The 19,958-nt window shown below is 64.1% G+C and carries 18 protein-coding genes and 1 pseudogene; 5 read left to right on the top strand and 14 right to left on the bottom strand.

Annotation, left to right across the window (positions count from 1 at the left end; genetic code table 11):
* Positions 1-104: 104 nt before the first annotated feature.
* From HAP47_RS14160 to HAP47_RS14140, 5 genes are all read right to left on the bottom strand, one after another.
* Positions 105-902 (bottom strand): enoyl-CoA hydratase/isomerase family protein, encoded by a 798-nt coding sequence (locus HAP47_RS14160; RefSeq protein WP_173637717.1) that lies wholly within the window; start codon positions 900-902, stop codon positions 105-107.
* Positions 903-948: 46 nt separating this feature from the next.
* Positions 949-2,145 (bottom strand): pyridoxal-phosphate-dependent aminotransferase family protein, encoded by a 1,197-nt coding sequence (locus tag HAP47_RS14155; RefSeq protein WP_173637718.1) that lies wholly within the window; start codon positions 2,143-2,145, stop codon positions 949-951.
* Positions 2,146-2,421: 276 nt separating this feature from the next.
* Positions 2,422-2,817: a GFA family protein gene (locus tag HAP47_RS14150; protein ID WP_173640502.1), complete on the bottom strand. Its 396-nt coding sequence runs from the start codon at positions 2,815-2,817 to the stop codon at positions 2,422-2,424.
* A 129-nt stretch (positions 2,818-2,946) separates the two neighbouring features.
* Complete coding sequence (locus tag HAP47_RS14145) at positions 2,947-4,230, bottom strand: MFS transporter (protein ID WP_173637719.1); 1,284 nt, start codon at positions 4,228-4,230, stop codon at positions 2,947-2,949.
* Between the two features lie 67 nt (positions 4,231-4,297).
* Positions 4,298-5,500, bottom strand: a complete 1,203-nt coding sequence (locus tag HAP47_RS14140) for a pyridoxal-phosphate-dependent aminotransferase family protein (protein ID WP_173637720.1) — start codon at positions 5,498-5,500, stop codon at positions 4,298-4,300.
* Between the two features lie 132 nt (positions 5,501-5,632).
* Here HAP47_RS14140 and HAP47_RS14135 point away from each other — a divergent pair, with 132 nt between their 5' ends.
* From HAP47_RS14135 to HAP47_RS14125, 3 genes are all read left to right on the top strand, one after another.
* Positions 5,633-6,385, top strand: a complete 753-nt coding sequence (locus HAP47_RS14135; protein ID WP_173637721.1) for a GntR family transcriptional regulator — start codon at positions 5,633-5,635, stop codon at positions 6,383-6,385.
* A 95-nt stretch (positions 6,386-6,480) separates the two neighbouring features.
* Positions 6,481-9,459, top strand: coding sequence for an FAD-binding and (Fe-S)-binding domain-containing protein (locus tag HAP47_RS14130; RefSeq protein WP_173637722.1), 2,979 nt, complete (start codon positions 6,481-6,483; stop codon positions 9,457-9,459).
* On the top strand, positions 9,452-9,880 hold the full coding sequence (locus HAP47_RS14125; RefSeq protein WP_173637723.1) for a GlcG/HbpS family heme-binding protein: 429 nt from the start codon (positions 9,452-9,454) through the stop codon (positions 9,878-9,880). Before HAP47_RS14130 ends, HAP47_RS14125 begins: the two co-directional genes overlap by 8 nt.
* A gap of 296 nt (positions 9,881-10,176) precedes the next feature.
* Here the strand turns inward: HAP47_RS14125 and HAP47_RS14120 are convergent, their stop codons facing one another.
* The 3 genes from HAP47_RS14120 to HAP47_RS14110 all read right to left on the bottom strand — a co-directional run bounded on the left by HAP47_RS14120 (position 10,177) and on the right by HAP47_RS14110 (position 14,328).
* Positions 10,177-10,956 (bottom strand): enoyl-CoA hydratase/isomerase family protein, encoded by a 780-nt coding sequence (locus HAP47_RS14120; protein WP_173637724.1) that lies wholly within the window; start codon positions 10,954-10,956, stop codon positions 10,177-10,179.
* Between the two features lie 78 nt (positions 10,957-11,034).
* Complete coding sequence (locus HAP47_RS14115) at positions 11,035-13,134, bottom strand: molybdopterin oxidoreductase family protein (protein ID WP_173637725.1); 2,100 nt, start codon at positions 13,132-13,134, stop codon at positions 11,035-11,037.
* Between the two features lie 123 nt (positions 13,135-13,257).
* A complete protein-coding gene (locus HAP47_RS14110) occupies positions 13,258-14,328 on the bottom strand; it encodes an ABC transporter substrate-binding protein (protein WP_173637726.1) in 1,071 nt (356 codons plus the stop codon).
* 175 nt (positions 14,329-14,503) lie between these two features.
* Between HAP47_RS14110 and HAP47_RS14105 the strand changes: the two are divergent.
* Positions 14,504-14,701, top strand: a pseudogene (locus tag HAP47_RS14105) (tripartite tricarboxylate transporter substrate binding protein); the annotation flags it as partial.
* Positions 14,702-14,703: 2 nt separating this feature from the next.
* Positions 14,704-14,844, top strand: a complete 141-nt coding sequence (locus HAP47_RS14100; RefSeq protein ID WP_173637727.1) for a hypothetical protein — start codon at positions 14,704-14,706, stop codon at positions 14,842-14,844.
* A 143-nt stretch (positions 14,845-14,987) separates the two neighbouring features.
* Here HAP47_RS14100 and HAP47_RS14095 read toward each other — a convergent pair whose 3' ends face one another.
* From HAP47_RS14095 to HAP47_RS14070, 6 genes are all read right to left on the bottom strand, one after another.
* Positions 14,988-15,257 carry a hypothetical protein gene (locus HAP47_RS14095; protein ID WP_173637728.1) on the bottom strand — a complete coding sequence of 90 codons (270 nt, stop codon included), beginning with the start codon at positions 15,255-15,257 and terminating at the stop codon, positions 14,988-14,990.
* Positions 15,258-15,398: 141 nt separating this feature from the next.
* Positions 15,399-16,136: a Crp/Fnr family transcriptional regulator gene (locus HAP47_RS14090; RefSeq protein WP_173637729.1), complete on the bottom strand. Its 738-nt coding sequence runs from the start codon at positions 16,134-16,136 to the stop codon at positions 15,399-15,401.
* 296 nt (positions 16,137-16,432) lie between these two features.
* Positions 16,433-17,272, bottom strand: coding sequence for a phosphodiesterase (locus tag HAP47_RS14085; protein WP_173637730.1), 840 nt, complete (start codon positions 17,270-17,272; stop codon positions 16,433-16,435).
* A 9-nt stretch (positions 17,273-17,281) separates the two neighbouring features.
* The gene (locus tag HAP47_RS14080) at positions 17,282-18,340 is read right to left on the bottom strand and encodes an ABC transporter ATP-binding protein (protein ID WP_173637731.1); all 1,059 of its coding nucleotides are present in this window, start codon (positions 18,338-18,340) and stop codon (positions 17,282-17,284) included.
* The gene (locus tag HAP47_RS14075; protein WP_173637732.1) at positions 18,337-19,122 is read right to left on the bottom strand and encodes an ABC transporter permease; all 786 of its coding nucleotides are present in this window, start codon (positions 19,120-19,122) and stop codon (positions 18,337-18,339) included. Before HAP47_RS14075 ends, HAP47_RS14080 begins: the two co-directional genes overlap by 4 nt.
* A 5-nt stretch (positions 19,123-19,127) precedes the next feature.
* The gene (locus HAP47_RS14070) at positions 19,128-19,943 is read right to left on the bottom strand and encodes an ABC transporter permease (RefSeq protein ID WP_173637733.1); all 816 of its coding nucleotides are present in this window, start codon (positions 19,941-19,943) and stop codon (positions 19,128-19,130) included.
* Positions 19,944-19,958: the final 15 nt, after the last annotated feature.

The following is a 19,958-nucleotide window of genomic DNA, read 5'->3' as shown; positions in this document are numbered from 1 at the left end:
TCAGGCCACGCATTCCTCGGATGAATGGATTCCGGGCTCGCGCCAAGAGGCGCGTCCCGGAATGACGACGGAGAGCACCCGCGTCTTGCGCCAACCCGCCGCCGCTATTTGCCCTTGAAGTTGGGCGCGCGCTTGTTGAGGAAAGCGTCCATGCCCTCGCGGAAATCCTCGCTCATATAGGCGCGCAGGATCAGGTCTTCGCCTTCGTCGCGCGACAGCGTGCGGCGGATGCGGCGCACCGCTTCCTTGGTCACCTCCAGCGTGATCGGCGCATGGCCGGCGACGAGTTGCGCGGTCTCGGTGGCGCGGCGCTGCAGCGTTTCCACGTCGGGGACGACTTCGTTCAGCAGCCCGAGCGCCAATGCTTCGGGCGCCTCGACCAGGCGCGCCTTGAAGATCAGATCCTTGGTCCGCGCCGGACCGATCAGCGAGACCAGCCGCGAGATGTTGGACATCGAGAGGCAGTTGCCGAGCGTGCGCGCGATCGGGAAGCCGATCCGTGTCGCTTCGGTGCCGATGCGGATGTCGCAGCATGCAGCGATACCGGCGCCGCCGCCGGTGCACGCGCCGGCGATCGCCGCGATGACAGGCACGCGGCACTGTTCCAGCGTTCCCAGCACGCGGTCGATCCGCGCCTCGTAGTCCAGCGCATCCTGCGCGGTCTTGAACGCCCGGAACTGCGAGATGTCGGTGCCCGAGGCGAACGCCTTCTCGCCGGCACCGGTCAGGATCAGCGCCTTGATGGAGTGATCCTGATTGATGTTCTCGCAGATCGAAGCCATCTGCTCGTACATCGCAAAGGTCAGCGCGTTGCGGGCCTGCGGCCTGTTGAACGTGATGCGCGCGACCCCGTCCGCGACGGAGTAGATCAGGTCTTCGGTCGGTGCGACAGGCGCGTTCATGTCTCGCTCTTTCTGTTCTTTGCGATGAGGTTTCAGGCCAGCCTACTCAAGCAACGGCTTTCGACGCCTGCGATGGGTCGCGTCCCTTGAGGACCTCCATCGCCGCCAGCACACCGCCACTGCGGTGCGGCACCTTGGCCAGATCGAGACCCATCTCGACGCCGGACAGCGTGCCCATCAGCATCAGGTCGTTGAAGTGGCCGATATGCCCGATCCGGAACACCTTGCCCTTGACCTTGTTGAGGCCGGTGCCGAGCGACATGTCGAAATTCTCGAGCACGACCTTGCGGAAGTGGTCGGCATCGTGGCCATCGGGCACGCGCACCGCGGTCAGCGCCGGCGAATGCGCGCCCTGCTCCTGGCACTGCGTCTCGAGACCCCAGACCTTGATGGCGGCACGCGTCGCTTCGCTGTGGCGCTTGTGGCGGGCGAAGACGTTGTCCAGCCCCTCCTCCTCCAGCATCTTCACGGCCTCGCGCAGGCCGAACAGCAGGTTGGTCGCTGGCGTATACGGCCAGGTGCCGGCCTTGTTGATGTTGATGACCTCCTGCCAATCCCAATAGGAGCGCATCCCCGGATTGGCCTTGGCCACCGCCAGCGCCTTCTCCGACACGGCGTTGAAGCCGAGGCCGGGCGGCAGCATCAGCCCCTTCTGGGAGCCGGCGATCGAGACATCGATGCCCCAGGCATCGTGCTCATATTCGAGCGAGCCGAGGCCCGAGATGGTGTCGACCATCAGGAGCGCCGGATGCTTCAAGGTGTCGAGGATCTTGCGGACGTCGCGCGGATAGGTGACGCAGGCGGTCGAGGTCTCGTTATGGACCACGCACACGGCCTTGATCTTGTGCGCCTTGTCGGCGGATAGCCTGGCCTCGATCTGCTCGAGGTCGGCGCCATGGCGCCAGTCGCCCGGAATGAAATCGACGTCGAGCTTGAACTTGTCGGCGATGCCGTGCCACAGCATCGCGAACTGGCCGGTCTCGCACATCAGGACCTTGTCGCCCGGCTGCAGCGTGTTGACGATCGCGGCCTCCCACGCGCCGGTCCCCGACGAGGGGTAGATGATCACGGGCTGCTTGGTGCGGAACACACGCTGCATCGCGGAAAGCACGGCAAAGCCGATCTCGGCGAATTCGGCACCGCGATGGTCCATGGTCGGCATGTCCATCGCCCGCAGCACCCGGTCCGGCACATTGGTCGGTCCCGGAATCTGCAGAAAATGCCTTCCAGTGTGCACGGTCATGAGCGTCTTTCCCGGTCTTGTCTTGGTCGGTGGTGAGCCGCTCGCATATCACTATCCGGAAATCGAAGCCAACCATATCAGCCCATAGCGGCCCACATGGCTTAGCTCTTCTTGAGATGGCTCAGTGAGTTGGCATCCGAGGCCATACCCGGCCAGACCGATCCAGCGCGACGCCATCTGGAAGAATGCTGGACCACGCCTGTCGGAGCGGGGCCCGCCCCAACCGTACCGGCCGCCCGGATGGGTACCGGCCCAAATCCTGGCGATCCCGACGACTCAACTCGGGAAGCGCTCGAAGGCCGGAAGATCGTGAAGGGACCCTACCCATCCGACGCGCTCGGCAGTCTGCACCTGAACCCTGGGCGAGATCGAATTCGGATCGTCGAGCGCAGCGATCCTGACTTGCATCATGCCCATCTGGTCGAGAATGCCATTGCCGAAGAACAGCCCCGCGCCGCACGTCGGGCAGAACGAGCGCTGGCCGCTTTCTGAAGACGAATAGACCTTCGGCTTCCCCTGGATTGATACCGCGGCCTTCGGTACCATTGCCCACGCCAGCATCGGCGCTCCAGATTGCCTCCGACAATCGTGGCAATGGCAGACGGTACTGAAAGCCGGCTGATCGGGGACTTCGAACCTGATCTCACCGCAATGGCAGCCGCCGCAAAGCATACCCAAATTCACTACTCCCAGCCTCTCTTCAAGACTGCATCCATGTCACCATTTTCGCCGGATTTGTCCTCCGCCCGGCGGGGGTCAGTCATGCATATCCGGCGGCGCCTTGCGGACACCGGCAGCCGTTCATTCGGCGGCCACCACCTTTCGCGGCGCGGCCAGTTCGCCGGCTCCCTCGAACGGCCGCTCCGGATGCATCAGGAACGCCGAGAAACCACCAAGCAGCAGCAGCCCCATCGACATCAGGAACGGCAGGTACCAGTTTCCGGTGGCGTCGATGACGAAACCGGCGACCAGCGGCGAGACGATCGCCGCGAACGCCGAGCCGCTGTTCATGATCCCGGCGGCGGTGCCGGAATATTTCGCGGCGATATCCATCGGGATCGACCACATCGGGCCGATCACGAGCTCAGCGAAGAAGAAGCCGGCCGACAGGCAGAGCGCGACCACTGTGATGTCATGAACGAACAGGATCGGCATCAGCGAGAGCAGCGCGCCGGCGAATCCCACGATCGTCACGCTGAGCCGCGCCAGCCGCACATTGCCGGTGCGCTCGAGGATGCGGTCGGAGATGACGCCGCCGATGCTGTCGCCGACCACGCCGGCAAAGAACACGCCGGATGCGAACAGCGCCGAGTTCTTCAGATCGAGGCTGTAGTTGTTCTTGAAGAACAGCGGCAGCCAGTTGAGGTAGAGCCACAGGCACCAGCCGTAGCAGAAATACGTTAGCGTCACCGGCCACATCCGCTGCAACAGCGGTCCCCACGGCACCTTCGGCCGCTCGCCCTGCGGGCGCGGCGGCAAGGTCGCAAGCTCGGCCGCGGTGATGGCGTCATGGTCGCCCGGCTCGTTGCGGAAATACCAGACCCACGCAACACCCCAGATCAGACTGACGATGCCGAGCGCGACGAAGGCGCCGCGCCATGTCAGCCAGAGGATCAGGAGCGCGACCACCGGCGGGGTCACCGCGTTGCCGAGCCGTGCGAACGCGTGTGTCAGGCCTTGCGCGAAGCCGCGGCGGTTCGCGGGCGTCCAGTACTGCATGGCACGTGTCGCGGTCGGGAACGTCGCCCCTTCGCCGAACCCTAGCGCGAAGCGCGCGACGAACAGCGCGGCAAGACCATGCACAAAGCCGGTCATGATGGTGGCCGCGGCCCAGATCATGCCGCACCAGAACAAGGTCTTGCGTGGTCCGAAGCGATCGCCGACCCAGCCGCCGATCACCTGGAACAGCAGATACGGATAGGCGAAGGCCGAGAACACCAGGCCGAGCTCGGTGTTGGACAGGTCGAGTTCCTTCTGGATCTCGCTGGCCGCGGTGCCGATGTTGACGCGGTCGACATAGGTGATGAAATACATCACGCAGAGCATGGCCAACACGACATGGGTGGCCTTGAACCGAAGCCTCATATCCCTCCCCTTCCCTGATCCGCGATTTTTCTGAGCCGTTGGCGTGCGGGATGCCGTTGGTCGGCGCTTAGGTGCTGACCACCTTCAGGTGCGACGACGCGTTGCGTTGATCGCGCTGCTCGAGCAGCCGCATCGCCGCCTCGACGCCGCCCGAGCGGTGCGGCACGCCGGCAACCGACAGCCCCATCTCGACGCCGGTGAGCGCGCCGAGCAGCGTCAGCTCATTGCACTCGCCGAGATGGCCGATGCGGAACACCTTGCCGGCGACCTTCGACAGGCCGGCACCGAGCGACATGTTGAAATTGTTGAGCACGGCCTTGCGGAACTGATCGGCATCATGGCCGGGCGGCATCAGCACCGCGGTCAGCACCGGCGAGAATTCCGAAGGCTCCTGGCAGAGATTCTCGAGCCCCCATTGATTGACGGCGGCACGCGTGGCGGCGGCGAGCCGCCGATGGCGGGCGAACACGTTGTCGAGCCCCTCCTCCAGCAGCATCGCAATCGCCTCGCGCAGCCCGTAGAGCAGGTTCGTCGCCGGCGTGTAGGGGAAGAAACCCTTGGCGTTCGGCTTCAGCATCTCCTCCCAATCGAAATAGGAGCGCGGCATCTTGTTGGTGCGGGACGCGGCGCGGGCCTTCTCCGAAATGGCGTTGAAGCCGAGGCCGGGCGGCAGCATGAAGCCTTTCTGCGAGCAGCTGACGCTGACATCGACCTTCCACTCGTCGTGCCGGTAATCGACCGAGCCGAGCGAGGAAATGGTGTCGACCATCAAGAGCGCCGGATGCGCGTTGCGGTCGATGGCGGCACGGATGTCGGCGATCCGGCTGGTCGCGCCGGTCGAGGTCTCGTTGTGGACGACCATCACCGCCTTGATGCTGTGCGCGGTGTCCTCGGCGAGCCTTGCTTCGATCAGCGCTGGGTCGGCGCCGCGCCGCCAATCGCCGGCAATGAAGTCGACCTCGATGCCGAAACGGCCGGCGAGTTGCCGCCACAGCGTGGCGAAGTGGCCGGTCTCGACCATCAGGACCTTGTCGCCGGGCGACAGCGTGTTGACGATCGCGGCTTCCCAGGCGCCGGTGCCCGACGACGGAAAGATCACCACCGGGCCCGCAGTCTGGAAGATCTTGCCGCTTCCCTCGAGCACGGTGCGGCCAAGCTCGGCAAACTCCGCGCTTCGGTGATCGATGACCGGCATGTCCATCGCGCGAAGAATGCGATCCGGCACAGGGCTCGGCCCTGGAATCTGCAGAAAATGGCGTCCTTGATGCATGAGAACCTCCCAATCGCCGGATTTCGGCTCCTTGGCCACCAATTTTGCATTCATTTTTTGTATTTTCAATCCAATTTTGGTATTCGATTGCGGAGATCGACGCGTCCGCGCTGGCAAATTATTGTTCAGAATATGAAATCTGCGATTCCCGAGACCGGGGCTCCGATCACCGAGCCCGCTGCCGGCAACGGCGGCGACCGCCAGGAGATCTCGCTTCACGGCGAGATCCTGCTGCGGCTCCGCGACTATGTGGTGGAAGGCAACATTCCCGAGGGCGGGCGCGTTCCGGAACGCCAGCTGTGCGAAATGCTGGGGATCTCCAGGACGCCGCTGCGCGAGGCGCTCAAGGTGCTGGCCGGTGAAGGCCTGATCGAGCTATTGCCCAATCGCGGCGCGCGCGTGCGCCAGCTCAGCCAGCGCGACCTCGAGGAACTGTTCGACGTCATGGCCGGGCTGGAGAGCCTTGCCGGACGGCTGGCCTGCGAGAGCATAACGGACGAGGAAATCGGCGCGATCGAGCGGCTGCACTACGAGATGTACGGCCACTATCTGCACCGCGACATGCACGGCTATTTCCAGACCAACCAGCAGATCCACGAGAGCATCGTCTCGGCTGCGCGCAACGAGACGCTGAAGACGACCTACGCCAACTTCGCCGGCCGGATCCGCCGCGTGCGCTACTCCGCCAATTTCGCCCGCAAGCGGCAGCGTTGGGCCGAGGCGATGCGCGAGCACGAGGCGATCCTCGATGCGCTGCGCCGCCGCGCTGGAAGCGAGCTCAGCGACATCCTGTTCGGACATCTGCGCAACAAGCGGAGCGCTGCTATCGAGCACCTCGCCGAGGGACCGGACAGCGGCCAAGAGGCGACGCCTCAAGGCAGCTAGTTGCTCATTTTGAATTCATAATGTAATTCTCGGCTCAATCGAATGAATAATCCCCGGGCAATATGGGTTGCGCCGCGGATCACATCGGATCTGGGATGAAGAACGTCTCATCGCTCGAACAGCGCCTGCGGTCCGACCTGACCGGCGACGTGTTTTTCGATGCCTTCAACCGCGGCCGCTACGCGACCGACGCCTCGTTCTACCAGATCATGCCGGCCGGCGTGGTGGTGCCGCGCACCGTCGACGAGGCGTTGCGCACGCTTGCGATCGTCCGCGACGCCGGGCGGATCGTGACCCCGCGCGGCGGCGGCACCTCGCAATGCGGTCAGACCGTCAATGACGGCATCGTGGCCGACCTCTCCAAGCATCTGAACCGTATCCTCTCGCTCGACGTCGAGAACCGGACTTGCGTGGTCGAGCCCGGCATCGTGCTCGACGATCTCAACCGTCAGCTGAAGAAGCATGGGCTGTGGTTTCCGGTCGACGTCTCGACCGCGTCGCGCGCCACCATCGGCGGCATGGCCGGCAACAATTCCTGCGGCGGCCGCTCGCTGCGCTACGGTACCATGCGCGACAATACGCTGTCGATGGATGCAGCGCTCGCCGATGGCACGCTGCTGCATTTCGGCGAGGTGCCGCGCGACCTGACGCGGATCAATGCGTCCGACAGCGGCTCGAAGCTGTTCCGCGACATGCTTGATCTCGGCGAGCGCGAGGCGGCCGAGATCGCGGACAAATTCCCCAAGGTGCAGCGCCGCGTCGGCGGCTATAACCTCGATGCGCTGGTGCCGCGCAACGCGCCGAACAACATGGCGCATCTGTTGGTCGGCTCGGAAGGCACGCTCGCCTTCACGACGCAGGTCGAGCTCAAGCTGTGGCCTGTGATCCGCAACAAGGCGCTCGGCGTCTGTCATTTCGGCAGCTTCTACGAGGCGATGGATGCGGCCCAGCATCTGGTGAAGCTGCGGCCGATCGCAGTCGAGCTGGTCGATCGCACCATGATCGCGCTCGGCCGCGAGATCGCGATGTTTCAGCCGATCATCTCCGCAGCTGTGCGCGGCGATCCTGACGCCATCCTGGTGGTCGAGTTCGCCGAGGAAGATCAAGCCGACAACCTCGCCCGCCTGAAGCAGCTCGGCGAACTGATGGGCGACCTCGGCTTCGGCTGGGACAAGCCGCAGCGCAAGTGGGGCGGCGTGGTCGAGATCGTCGAGCCGGCCCTGCAGACCGGCATCGCCGATTTCCGCGCGGCCGGGCTCAACGTCATGATGTCGATGAAGCAGGAGGGCAAGCCGGTCTCGTTCGTCGAGGATTGCGCGGTGCCGCTGCCGCATCTTGCCGACTACACGGAACGGCTCAATGCCGTCTTCGCCAAACACGGCACCCGCGGCACGATGTATGCGCACGCCTCCGAAGGCTGCCTGCATGTGCGCCCGGTGCTCAATCTCAAGCTCGAGAAGGACGTCAAGGCAATGCGCGCCATTGCCGAGGAAGCCTTCGCGATGGTGCGCGAATACAAGGGCTCGCATTCCGGCGAGCACGGCGACGGCCTGGTGCGCTCGGAATTCCACGCGACGATGTTCGGCGCGCGCATCGTCGCCGATTTCCGCGAGGTCAAGCAGCGCTTCGATCCGGACAACACACTCAACCCGGGCAAGATCGTCGATCCGCCCAGGATGGACGATCGCTCGCTGTTTCGCTATTCGCCGGACTATCGCGTCGGCGAATTGAAGACGGCGCTCGACTGGTCGGCCTATCCCGGCGCCGGCGGCGGCTTCCAGGGCGCGGTCGAGATGTGCAACAACAACGGCGCCTGCCGCAAGCTCGAAGGCGGCGGGATGTGCCCGTCCTATCGGGCGACGCGCAACGAGAAGGACGTCACCCGCGGCCGCGCCAATACGTTGCGGCTGGCGATCTCGGGCCAGTTGGGTGCGAACGCGCTCGCCTCCGACGAGATGATGGACACGCTGAAACTCTGCGTCTCCTGCAAGGCGTGCCGCCATGAATGCCCGACCGGCGTCGACATGGCCAAGATGAAGATCGAGGTGCTGGCCGCCCGCGCCGCGTCGCACGGCCTGTCGCTGCGCGACCGGCTGGTCGGCTATCTGCCGCGCTATGTCGATCTCGCCTCGCGCTTCGCTCCGCTTGCGAACTGGCGCAACCGCAGCCCGCTGCTGCGCGCGCTGTTCGAGACGCTCGCCGGCATCAGCGCGAAGCGCGCACTGCCGGCGTTTCGCCGCGACACCTTCCGGCCCGACGCCGAGGTGCTGGGTCCGGCTGATGGCCGCGAAGTAGTGCTGTTCGCCGACACGTTCAACCGCGGCTATGAGCGGGAGAATCTCGACGCCGCGGTCGAGGTGCTGGTCGCCGGCGGTTATCGCGTGCACCTGCCGAAACCGTCGGACGGCGGCCGTCCGCCATGCTGCGGACGGACATTCCTGTCGGCGGGTCTGGTCGAGCAGGCGCGTGCCGAGCTCGACCGGCTGGTTACGACTTACGCGCCATTCGCAGAGCGCGGCGTGCCGATCATAGGCCTGGAGCCGAGCTGCCTTCTGACCCTGCGCGACGAGCTGCTGTCGCTGCGTTCGGATGAGGCCGCCAAGACCGTCAGCGCGCACGCCCTGCTGTTCGAGGAGTTTCTGGTGCGCGAGGCCGAGGCTGGACGCCTTGCTTTGCCGCTCGGCACGGTCGCCGGCAAGGCCGTCGTGCACGGACATTGCCACCAAAAGTCCTTCGGCGCGTTCAAGCCGGTGGAGAAGGTGCTGCGGCTGGTGCCGGGCCTCGACGTCAAGACCATCGAGTCGAGCTGCTGCGGCATGGCCGGCGCGTTCGGCTACGGCGCGGACACCTATCAGGCCTCGATCGAGATGGCTGAGCTGTCGCTGCTGCCGGCAGTCCGTAGCGCGAACCAGGATACGCTGATCGTGGCCGACGGCACCTCCTGCCGGCACCAGATCAAGGACGGCAGCGGACGCACGCCGCTGCATGTCGCCCGCGTATTGGCGATGAGCCTGAAACGTGCGAAATCGAATTCCGACCAATCATTGCCGACAAAGGAAAAGGCCCATGGCTGAGCTCACTCTCGACATCGCCCGCAAGATTCTGGATGCCGCACTCGCCAAGGGCGTCGAGAAGAAGCTGAAGCCGCTGGTCGTCACCATCCTCGACGCGCGCGGCGCGGTGAAGGTGACGGCGGCGCAGGACGGCACCAGCCTGATGCGGGCCGAGATCGCCCACGGCAAGGCCTATGGCGCGCTGGCGCTCGGCATGGGATCGCGCGCCCTGTTTCAGCGCGCGCAAGAGCAGGCCTATTTCATCGATTCCGTGAACACGCTGGCGCAGGGCCGGCTGGTGCCGGTCCCGGGCGGCGTGCTGATCATGGACGGAGCCACCCTGCTCGGCGCCGTGGGCGTCAGCGGCGACACCTCAGACAATGACGAGATCTGCGCCGTGGCCGGCATCGAAGCGGCCGGCCTGAAGGCTAACGCGGGCTAGAGCATTTTCGGTTCTGATTGAATCAGAACCGAAGCTCTAGATTCTTGTTTTGACGCGTTTTCTTCACGCGAACCGGCGTCCACTTGGCTCGAAAACGCTCTAACACGCGACAGGGCGAGCGACGGGATGCACGATTTCGGAATATTAGAAATGTAACCCTGATTTGCCCGACATGTCAAGTTGCCTTGTCCAAAGCCGGCCGCCGTCGGCTCCTTTGCATGGGGTTGTTTTCGATGTTTTGATAGTGCGCCTGCGGCGGCCGCACGCGGGGCGAGGTGAGCGGGCACAATGATGCCTCAGCGCCCCGTCCAGGTCGGCTTGCGCTTCTCGCCAAAAGCCTTGAGGCCTTCCTTGGCGTCCTCGGTCATCGCGAGCAGCGCGATCTGGCTTTCGGTATAGGCGATGCTTTCGTCGAACGACATCGACGCGATCGCCCGCATCGCATATTTGCCGCGACGGATCGCAGTCGGTGACTTGTCGACGATGCGGCCGATCAGCCAATCGACCTTGGCATCGAGCTCGGCCGCCGGCACGACGTAGTTGAGAAGACCCGCGGCCTGCGCGGTCTTCGCATCGAACGGCTCGCCGGTCAGCGCCCATTCGTTGATAAGGCGTGCGGGGGCGATCGATTGCAACAGGCTCAGCACCTGCATCGGAAACACGCCGACCTTCACCTCGGGCAGACCGAAGATCACCTGATCGCCGGCCACCGCCATGTCGGTCATGCACAGCAGGCCCATGCCGCCGGCCATGCAGACGCCGCCGACCCGCGCGATCGCGGGCTTGGTCGCGTTCTGCGACAGCCGCAACAAATCGGCGTAGTCGACATTCGGACGCGAGAAATCCATCGAGAACGCCGCGCCGCTGTTCTGTAGATCGGCGCCGGCGCAGAACGCCTTGTCGCCCGCGCCCGTCAGCACGATGACGCGCACGTCCTTGTCGTCATGCGCCTCGCGATAGCCCCTGGCGATGCCCGCGATCACACCGGCATTGAGCGCGTTGCGCTTGTCCGGGCGGTTGATGGTGATCCAGAAAGCCTGCCCGCGCTTCTCGAGAAGAACGCTGTTGTCGGTCATGTTTCCTGCCTGTTTCTTGCCTGTGTGCCGTTGCCAGCAGATATTTGCGGCAGGATCGGCGCCGACTGCAAGCAGGATTTAAGCGGCGGCGGACGCCTTCCTGATCCAGACCTTGTTGTCGTGGAACGCGGCGCCGCCAAGCGGTGCGACGGCCTCCGCCCCGGTCAGCATGTTGATGCCGCGCCCGCCGATGTGGGACTTGTTGGGATGGATCGACTCGGCGATCAACACGCCGCGGCGAACGCCATCGAACAGTTTTGCGGTCAGCGTGGTCTCACCGCGCATGTTGCCGAGCGTCACGGCCTCCCCGTCGGCGATCGACAGCGCAGCCGCATCATCGGGGTGGATCATCACGGTCGGCGCGCCCTCGCGGGCCTGCGACGACGGCGTTTCGTTGAAGCTGGTATTGAGGAAGCTGCGCGACGGCGACGTCGCGAGCCGGAACGGATGCTGCGCGTCCGCCTCCTCGATGATGGTCCAGTGGTCGGGCAGCGAGGGCATCTTGTCCCACGCACCCATCAGCCCGCCCGCCCCCACCGGGACCTTGGCCCAATCGACCTTGAAGTGGAACTTCTTGTCGGGATGGGCGAAGCCGTCGAGATAATGCGAGGTGCGGAAATCCGGCTGCAGGTCGCGCCAAATATCGGCTTCCAGCGTCTCGATATCGCCGTGCCCGCTTTTCTTCAAAGTTGCGTCTATCAGCTGGCGCGGCGTCATGTCGAAACCGGGATGCACGGCATTGAGCCTGCGGCCGAGCCCCTGCAGCACCTCGTGATTGGAGCGGCATTCACCGGGCGGGTCGATCAGCTTCGGGCCAACCGAGATGTGCTGATGACCGCCACCGTAATAGAGATCGTCGTGCTCCATGAACATCGTCGCCGGCAGCACGATGTCGGCCATCTGCGCCGTCTCGGTCATGAACTGCTCATGCACCGCGACGAACAGATCCTTGCGGGCAAATCCCTGCCGCACCAGCGCCTGCTCGGGCGCCACCGTCATCGGATTGGTGTTCTGGATCAGCATCGCCTTGACCGGCCCGCCGCCGCGTAGCGCCTCGGAATCGCCGGTCAGGATTCGGCCGATCTTGGACTGATCGAGCACCCGGGTCGAGGGATCGATCGCGTCGTGGCCTTCGATGATCGACTCATCGAAGCGCCAGATGCCGGCATTGTTGAAGAACGCACCGCCGCCCTCATATTGCCAGGCACCAGTCACCGCGGGAATGCACAGCGCGGCATGCATCTGCGCGGCGCCGTTGCGGCTGCGGGTAAACCCGTAGCCAAGGCGGAAGAACGAGCGCTTGGTGGTCCCGACCAGCCGCGCGAACGACTCGATCTCCTCGACCGGCACGCCCGAGATCGCTGATGCCCATTCCGGCGTGCGCGCCTTCAGATGCGCTTCCAGTTCGTCCGGGCAATCGGTATAGCGCGCGAGATAGTCGCGATCGGTAAGTCCCTCGCGGAACAGCACGTGCATCACGGCGCAGGCGAAGGCGCCATCGGTTCCCGGCCGCAGCAGGATCTTGATGTCGGCTTGCTTCATGGTCTCGTTGTTGTAAACGTCGACCGCCGCAATCTTGGCGCCGCGCTCCTTCCGCGCGCGCGCTGCATGCGTCATCACGTTGACCTGGGTGTTCACCGGATTGGTGCCCCAGATCACGACGAGGTCGGAGACGCCCATCTCGCGCGGATCGACGCCGGCGATCTTGCCGGTTCCGGCGGTAAAGCCGATGCGCGCGATGGTCGAGCAGATCGTGCCGTAGAAGCGCGAATATTTCTTCACATGCGACAGCCGGTTGAGGCCGTCGCGCATCACGAGCCCCATAGTGCCGGCGTAGTAGTAAGGCCAGACCGACTCGGCGCCGAAGTCCCGCTCGGCAGCGTCGAATCGCGCCGCGATCTCGTCCAGCGCCTCGTCCCACGAAATCCGCGCGAACTGACCGGAACCCTTCGGGCCGGTCCGGCGCAGCGGATGCATCAGCCGTTCAGCATGGTGGATCCGCTCGGCATAACGCGCGACCTTGGCGCAGACCACGCCAGCCGTGTAGGTTTGCTGTTTGGAGCCGCGCACCCTGCCGATCGAGCGTCCTTCGATCACCTCGACATCGAGCGCACATGCCGAAGGGCAGTCGTGCGGACAGGTGGAATGGCGAATGTCGATCTTGGCATGCGGGTTCATGCCAAATTGGTAACATCAAATATCCGCTCCGCCGAGGGACATTATTGACCCAGTCCGGGCGAAAACCGCGCATAAGCCATGCGGCGAACGCCCAGATGCCCGGCTATCGGCCGACTCCGTCCGTCAAACGCGGAAGATTCGGGTGTAGTGCGACTTGATCGATTCCCCCTCCCTCTCCACCGCCGCGGGGTCGTCCTTCATCGTCTTGATGTCCTTCAACGGCTTGCGCCCGGCCTTCTCCTGGGCCTGCGCGTGGACCGACCTGAGGCCGCCGATCTCGACGTTGAGCTGCTGCCCCTCACGCCCGAGCGCGAACGATTGAAACAGCCTTGCCGCATTGGGATGCGGACAGTCCTTGAAGATCCCATTGGGACCGACGATGATCGGTGCCCCTTCGGTGGCGTAGACCGGCTCGACCGGGCGGCCCATCTCCTTCAGCTGAAAGATGTTGTACTCGTTGCCGTCGGCCATCACCGCGCGCTCGCCGAGATCGAGCTTCTTCGGTGGATCGGTCGAGGACTGCACCTGCATGATGTTCTGCTTTGCGAGCTTCTCGAAGAAGTTCCAGCCGAGGTCGCGCTGCATCTGATAAGTCGCGGTCATGATGGTGCCGCTATAGCCGGGGTGCCCCTTCACGATCTTGCCCTTCCATTTCGGATCGAGCAGATCGGCGAAGCTCTTCGGCGCATCCTCGGCCTTCACGAGATTGGTGTTGTAGGCAATGATCGAAAGCCAGACCCGGAAGCTTGCGAACTGACCGTCCGCATCGCGATGCTCGTCCGGATAGAATTTCGCGACCTCCTCCGGCACGTAGGACGCCAGAATGCCGTCGCGCTTCCACACGATGAAATGCGCGGCGTCGGAGGAATTGACGACGTCGACCGCGTGAATGTTGCTGGCGTATTCCTGGCCCACCCGCTGGAACACACGCTCCGCGCCGGTGCGTTCGACACGCACGGTGATGTCAGGATATTTCGCTTCGAACGCCTTCGCCAGCTTCTCGGCGACCGGCAGATCGGTCGAGGTGTAGTAGACGACCTGCCCCTCTTTCTTCGCAGCCGCGATCAAGGTCGGCGTAACCGGTTCCGCAGCTGGCGCGGCGGCCATCACGCGTGTCGAAAGGGCGGTCCCTGTCAGCACGGCGCTGGTGCCCTTCAGCAGATCGCGGCGCGAAAGCCCAGGATGTTTCCTCATTTGATTCCCCGCACGCGATGGCGAAGTTTGAGTACACCATCCTCCCGCTCCTATTTCGATGCGCGAAGACGATGTCTGTCGTCGACAGATGCTTCAGGTTGCAGCTAGACTTCTCGTCAAGAAAGAAGACTAAAGTTGGGGGAGACGATCAATGGCGGACTTTCGGTACGCCGTGATGTGTGTCGCGGCATTGCTGACCGTGTTGGTGTCAGGCTCGCATGCGGACGCCGAGGATTATCCCGAGCGGCCGGTCAGGATCGTCGTTCCCTTTGGTCCCGGCGGTCCGGCCGACGTCGTTGCGCGCCAGATCGGCAGCATCTTGCAGGAAAACCTCGGCCAGCCCTTCGTGGTGGAGAACCGCACCGGCGCCGGCGCGTGATCGGCACGCTCGACATGACCCACATCGAAAGCCTGTGCAATCTCGAGGCCATGCTTGGCGAGGGCCCATTCACCTTCATCGGCTTGCCGATGAAATGGCGCGACGGCACCGCATCGCCAATTCACGCGCATCGCTGAGCGACGACGGCAAGGCCAACATTCTCGGCCGGACCGCAGCGAAGGTGCTCGGCGTTGCCGCCTGACGATGGCGGCGCGGCGGACCGTTGGACAATCTGAGTTTGCCGCCGTCGCGCAATCACGAGCGACGGCAGTGCCGACGATCAGTTGGCCTTCACCGTCCGTGTCTCATTGCGCGGCAGCGCCGTGGGTGCCGGCTGCGCAATCTTGGTCAATGGATCGACGTCGACAACGTCGGTTCCCGCGAACTCCGCTTGCGCCGCGTCCGATATCCATTTGACCGCGGCGGGGTGGCTGACCAGCATCCCGATCAATGCAACGATCACAAGCACCGGCAGAGCGATCAGCTTGATACTGAAGCTCCCGTAGTTGCTTTCCGGATCCTGCTGCCGGTTGTCGAAAGAGCCCTGCATGGATTCCTCCACAGTGCGAGTGTGCTCCACCGAAGCGTCACTTACCGCAGGGCACGCGCGGCCGATGTGAATGGTTTCACAGGCTTTGTCCGGTTCACCATTTCGTGAAATGCCGGAGCGACCGCGCAGACGGGAGAGCGACTACTCGCCGTCATCAGCCCCGGCGTCGACCAGCGCCTGCAGCGACTCGGGCTTCAGCACGACGATCGCACCATGCTCGAGCCTGACCCAACCGCGTGTCGCCCACGCGCGGAGCTGCTTGTTGATGCTCTCGCGGGTCATCCCGACCATCTCGCTGATCTCCTGCTGGGTGATCGAGATGGTGCGCCCCTGCGGCTTGTGCTTGTCGCTCAGACGCAGCAGCGCGCTCGCCAGACGGCCCGGCAAATCCTGCAGGATCACCTGCTCGACCTGGTCGCTGGTCCAGCGCAACCTTGCGCAAAGCAGCTCGATGAACTTCATCGCAAGCGTCGGCTGGCTGCGCACGAACGGAATGAACTCGCGCCGGTCGATGACGAACAGCTCGCAATTGGCGTTGGCGGTGGCGTCGGCCGTCCGCGACAAGCCGTCGAGCAGCGCGATCTCGCCGAATATCTCTCCTGCCTCGATCAGGTTCAGGATCGCGTTGCGACCGTCCGGCGAGGAGATGCTGATCTTCACCGTGCCCGAGATCACCGCAATCAGGCTGGTGCCCGGATCGCCCTTGGAGAAGATCGTCGTTCCGCGCTTCAGCGTGGTGTGCTTGGCATAGCGGCAGAGCTGATCGAATGCTTCGGGCTCCAGATCGGCGAAATAGGGATGCTTGCGCAGCACCGATAGCTTGTTGTTTGAAAACAACGGCGCGCCGGCAGTTCGTTCTATGGGCAGCGCACCGGTCATTGTGATCCAGACTGATTGTGTTGCGTTCAATCGGCGCGCCAGCAGCGCGACACACCGACAAGCCATCGATCAATGAAAGCGGAAAGGACTATAGCCCCACCAGGGGCCTACAGCAACAAAAGGTCCAGGCCGGTGAGATCGGGCTGGAAGGCATCGAAAGTACAATTTGGAATAAATATGTGCCTAGTTGCAACGCTCAATTGTAGGCAACGGCCGTCCTTGGTCTTGAAAACCCGCCCGTCACTGGCAATCCCGCCTGGCGAAACCCGTTCGCGTGAGGGGTCGACGCCACCTACTCACAGCAGCTTGCCGTCCGGCCCAAAGAACGGGTGCGGCCCATCGAACTGACCGATGGGGATCTGGTGCGTGACCAGTTGTCCAAAGTCCTGCCCGGGAAACCAAGTGTGCAAATGAAATGCGGGCGGTTCCACCTTGAACGATGGCTCGCGGAGCTGTCCGAGGTCCAGGTCGACCGCGTGGTTCGGCGCGGGGCATATTGTCACGGCAATCCCGGCGAAAGTGGTCAGCATCGCGCGGTGGACGTGCCCGCACGCGATCAACCGCACACGCGGGTGACGCCTGACGATCTCCGCCAATGCGTCGGCATTGAAGAGGTCTTGCCGGTCCATATGCCAGATGCCGCCCTTGAATGGCGGGTGATGCAGGAAAAGCAGCGCCGGCCGGTCCGCTGCCGTCGTCAGCGTCGCGTCCAGCCATTGCAGCGTGGATGGTTCGAGCATGCCGTGCGGCTTACCGGTGACGCTTGAATCCAGCAGCAGGAGATCAAGACCATTCACCTCGATCTTCTGGTCGAGCGCACCGGTAGGGTGAGCATACGGCGCGGCTGAAAACGCCTCACGCATCCACTGACGCGAGTCGTGATTGCCGGGAATACCGGCAAACGGCAGGCGCAGCGGCGCCAGCAATCGCTTGAGATAGTCGTATTCCTCGACCGACGGCGTATCGACAAGGTCGCCCGAGATGACGACGAAATCGGGCGCCGGCTCGAACGCGCCGAGCGCCGCCACACAGCGCTCAAGCGCCTTCGCGGTATCGACCCGGCCATAGGCCAGCGCTCCCGGCGGCTTGATGTGGAGGTCGGATATCTGTGCGATGAGAACCGGTTTCAGCGGCATCGATCAATCTCAGGGTTCGGAAGGGAGCAGACGAACGGCGTCGGCCGCGATCGAAAGCCCGATTCGATCGCCAACCTTGGCCTGGATTGTGTTGGGCGCGTCGACATTGAGCGGCTTGCTCGATGCAGCACTCACGACAATTCGTTGCCGGTCGCCGATGAAGCTGACGGAATCAACTGCTCCCGAGAGCAGCCCTGCCCCGGCGTCCGTCACGCGAATGGTTTCGGGACGGATCATGACGGTCGCGTTCGCAGCCGTCGCGCCACCCTCGATCGGCAATCGCCCGCCGGGCAGGATCAGCATGCCGTTCTCGATCGGAGCCTCGACGATGTTCGCCGCTCCGATGAACTCCGCCACGAAGCGGTCCTTCGGTGCGAAGTAGACCTCGCGCGGCGTGCCGATCTGGGCGATCGCACCTTTCCGCATCACCACGATGCGGTCGCCCAATTCCATGGCTTCGGACTGATCATGGGTGACATAGATCGTCGTGATACCAAGCGCTCGCAACAGCCGGTTGAGCTCGCCTCGCAACCGGTCCCGCAAGGCGGCATCAAGCGCGGTCAAGGGCTCGTCGAGCAGCAATATGCCCGGCCGGATCGCGACGGCACGCGCCAGTGCCACACGCTGGCGCTGGCCGCCCGAAAGCTGGTCGATGCGGCGGTTCTCCAATCCCGTGATGTTCGTAAGAGCAACCAACTCGGCGACGCGCGCGGCACGCTCGCCCCTGGCAACACCCCGGATCTTCAGGCCGTAGGCGATATTGTCCGCGACCGTCATGTTGGGGAACAGGGCGTAGGACTGAAACACCATGCCGACATTGCGCCGCTCGATCGGGACCGAGGTCATATCCTTGCCGTCGAACAGCACCTTGCCGCCCCCATCCGGCAACTCGAGGCCCGCGATGATCCGCAGCATCGTGGTCTTGCCGCAGCCCGATGGGCCGAGCAGCACCAGCGTCTCGCCGCGCGCGATGTCGAGGGTCGCGGGATCGAGGGCCCGCGTGCCGTCGGCAAAGGTCTTGCTGCATGCCTCGATACGCACCGCTGCACCGTGCCCCGCCGTGTTCATCGCTTGTTGTCCCTGTCGGCCAGCAGCTGCATCGCGACCAGCAGCGGAATGATCATCACGAAGAAGATCAGCGTGTAGGCCGAAGCCACTTCGAGCCGCATCGAGGCGTAGCTGTCGGCGAGCCCGATCGGCAGCGTCTTCGTCAATGGCGTATGCAGCATCCAGGTCAGGTTGAATTCGCCGAGCGACAGCGTGACCACCATCAGCGCGCCGGCCAGAATTCCCGGCAGCGCGTTCGGCACGATGACATCGCAAAATCGCCGCCATGACGATGCCCCCAGCGAGGCAGCCCCCTCATCGAGCGTCTTGATATCCACGGTCGCGAACACCGCCATGACCGAGCGCACCATGAACGGCATGGTGAAGATCACGTGGCCGACCAGGATGAACAGCCAGGAACGGCGAAAGCCGCCAAAGCTCCCATAGGCGAGCAACAGCGCAAGCGCGATCGCGAGCCCCGGGATCGCCAGCGGCAGTGTGATGATTTCCTCGACGATACGAGCAAGCCGGCCTCCCCGCGCATGCAGTGCGTAGGCCGCGGGGACGCCGGCGAGCAGCGTGACGGCGAGTGTCGCGAATGCGATCACGAAGGACAGCAGGATGGTGCCGGCATAGAGCTCCCAGACCTGAGCGACCCATTGCAGGGTCACGCCGGACTGGATGCCCCGGAAATAATTGACGGTCACGCCCGCCGAGATCGAAAGCCCTGCCGGCACCACCAGGAACGCTGCAACGAGCAGCGTGAAGATGAACTGGCCGGTGAAGATCAGGCGATCGCGCATGCTTTTCACCCGGCCGCTGCGACCGCGCTGCCGCTGAATGTGCGGGCGAGCGCGAGAATGAGCCAGGTGATCAGGCCAAGCCCCACCGACAACGCCGCCGAGGTCGCGAAATTCGCGGCCAGCGTGAACTCGGTGTAGATCAGCATCGGCAGCACGTCGATGTTCGTCGCCAGGGTGAAGGCGGTGCCGAAGGCGCCCATCGCTGTCGCAAATGCGATCGCACCGGACGCGACGAAGGCCGGCGCCAGTGCCGGCAGCACGACATCACGCTGCACCGCCCATGGGCTGGCGCCGAGCGAACGCGCGGCTTCCTCCAGACCGACGTCGAGCTTTTGCACGGCCGCCATGATGGTGAGGATGACGCGCGGGATCGAGAAATAGAGATAGCCGAGGAAGAGCCCGTAGATCGAATAGGCGAAAACGAACTTCTCGCCGAAGATCCGGTTCGAGAGATCGCCGATCAGCCCTTGCCGCCCTGCCAGCAGAATGATCATGAAGCCGACCACCACGCCGGGAAAAGCCAACGGAAAGGTCAGCATCGCGACCAGCACGGCCCGCCCGGGAAAGCGGTGCCGCTGCAGGAACATTCCGGCGATCGTTGCCACGATCAGTGTGACGACCGTGGTTGCCGCCGCCAGCAGCACGGTATTGATCAGCGTCGCGCGATAGCGGCCTTCGGTCAGGATGGCGAGATATCCGGCAAGCCCGTGCGGCCCTTCGGCGCCCGCCACCACCAGCCGTGCCATCGGCAACAGGAAGAACGCCGCCGTCACCAGCACAAGCGGCAGCAGGCAGAGCCAAACGAAGGATTTTTGCGACATCGGAAGAATGGTGCC

It is taken from the genome of Bradyrhizobium sp. 41S5, assembly GCF_011516665.3.
Lineage (GTDB): Bacteria > Pseudomonadota > Alphaproteobacteria > Rhizobiales > Xanthobacteraceae > Bradyrhizobium > Bradyrhizobium quebecense.
The sequence above is the reverse complement of the archived record's forward strand: the minus strand, read 5'-3'. Positions and strand labels throughout refer to the sequence as shown.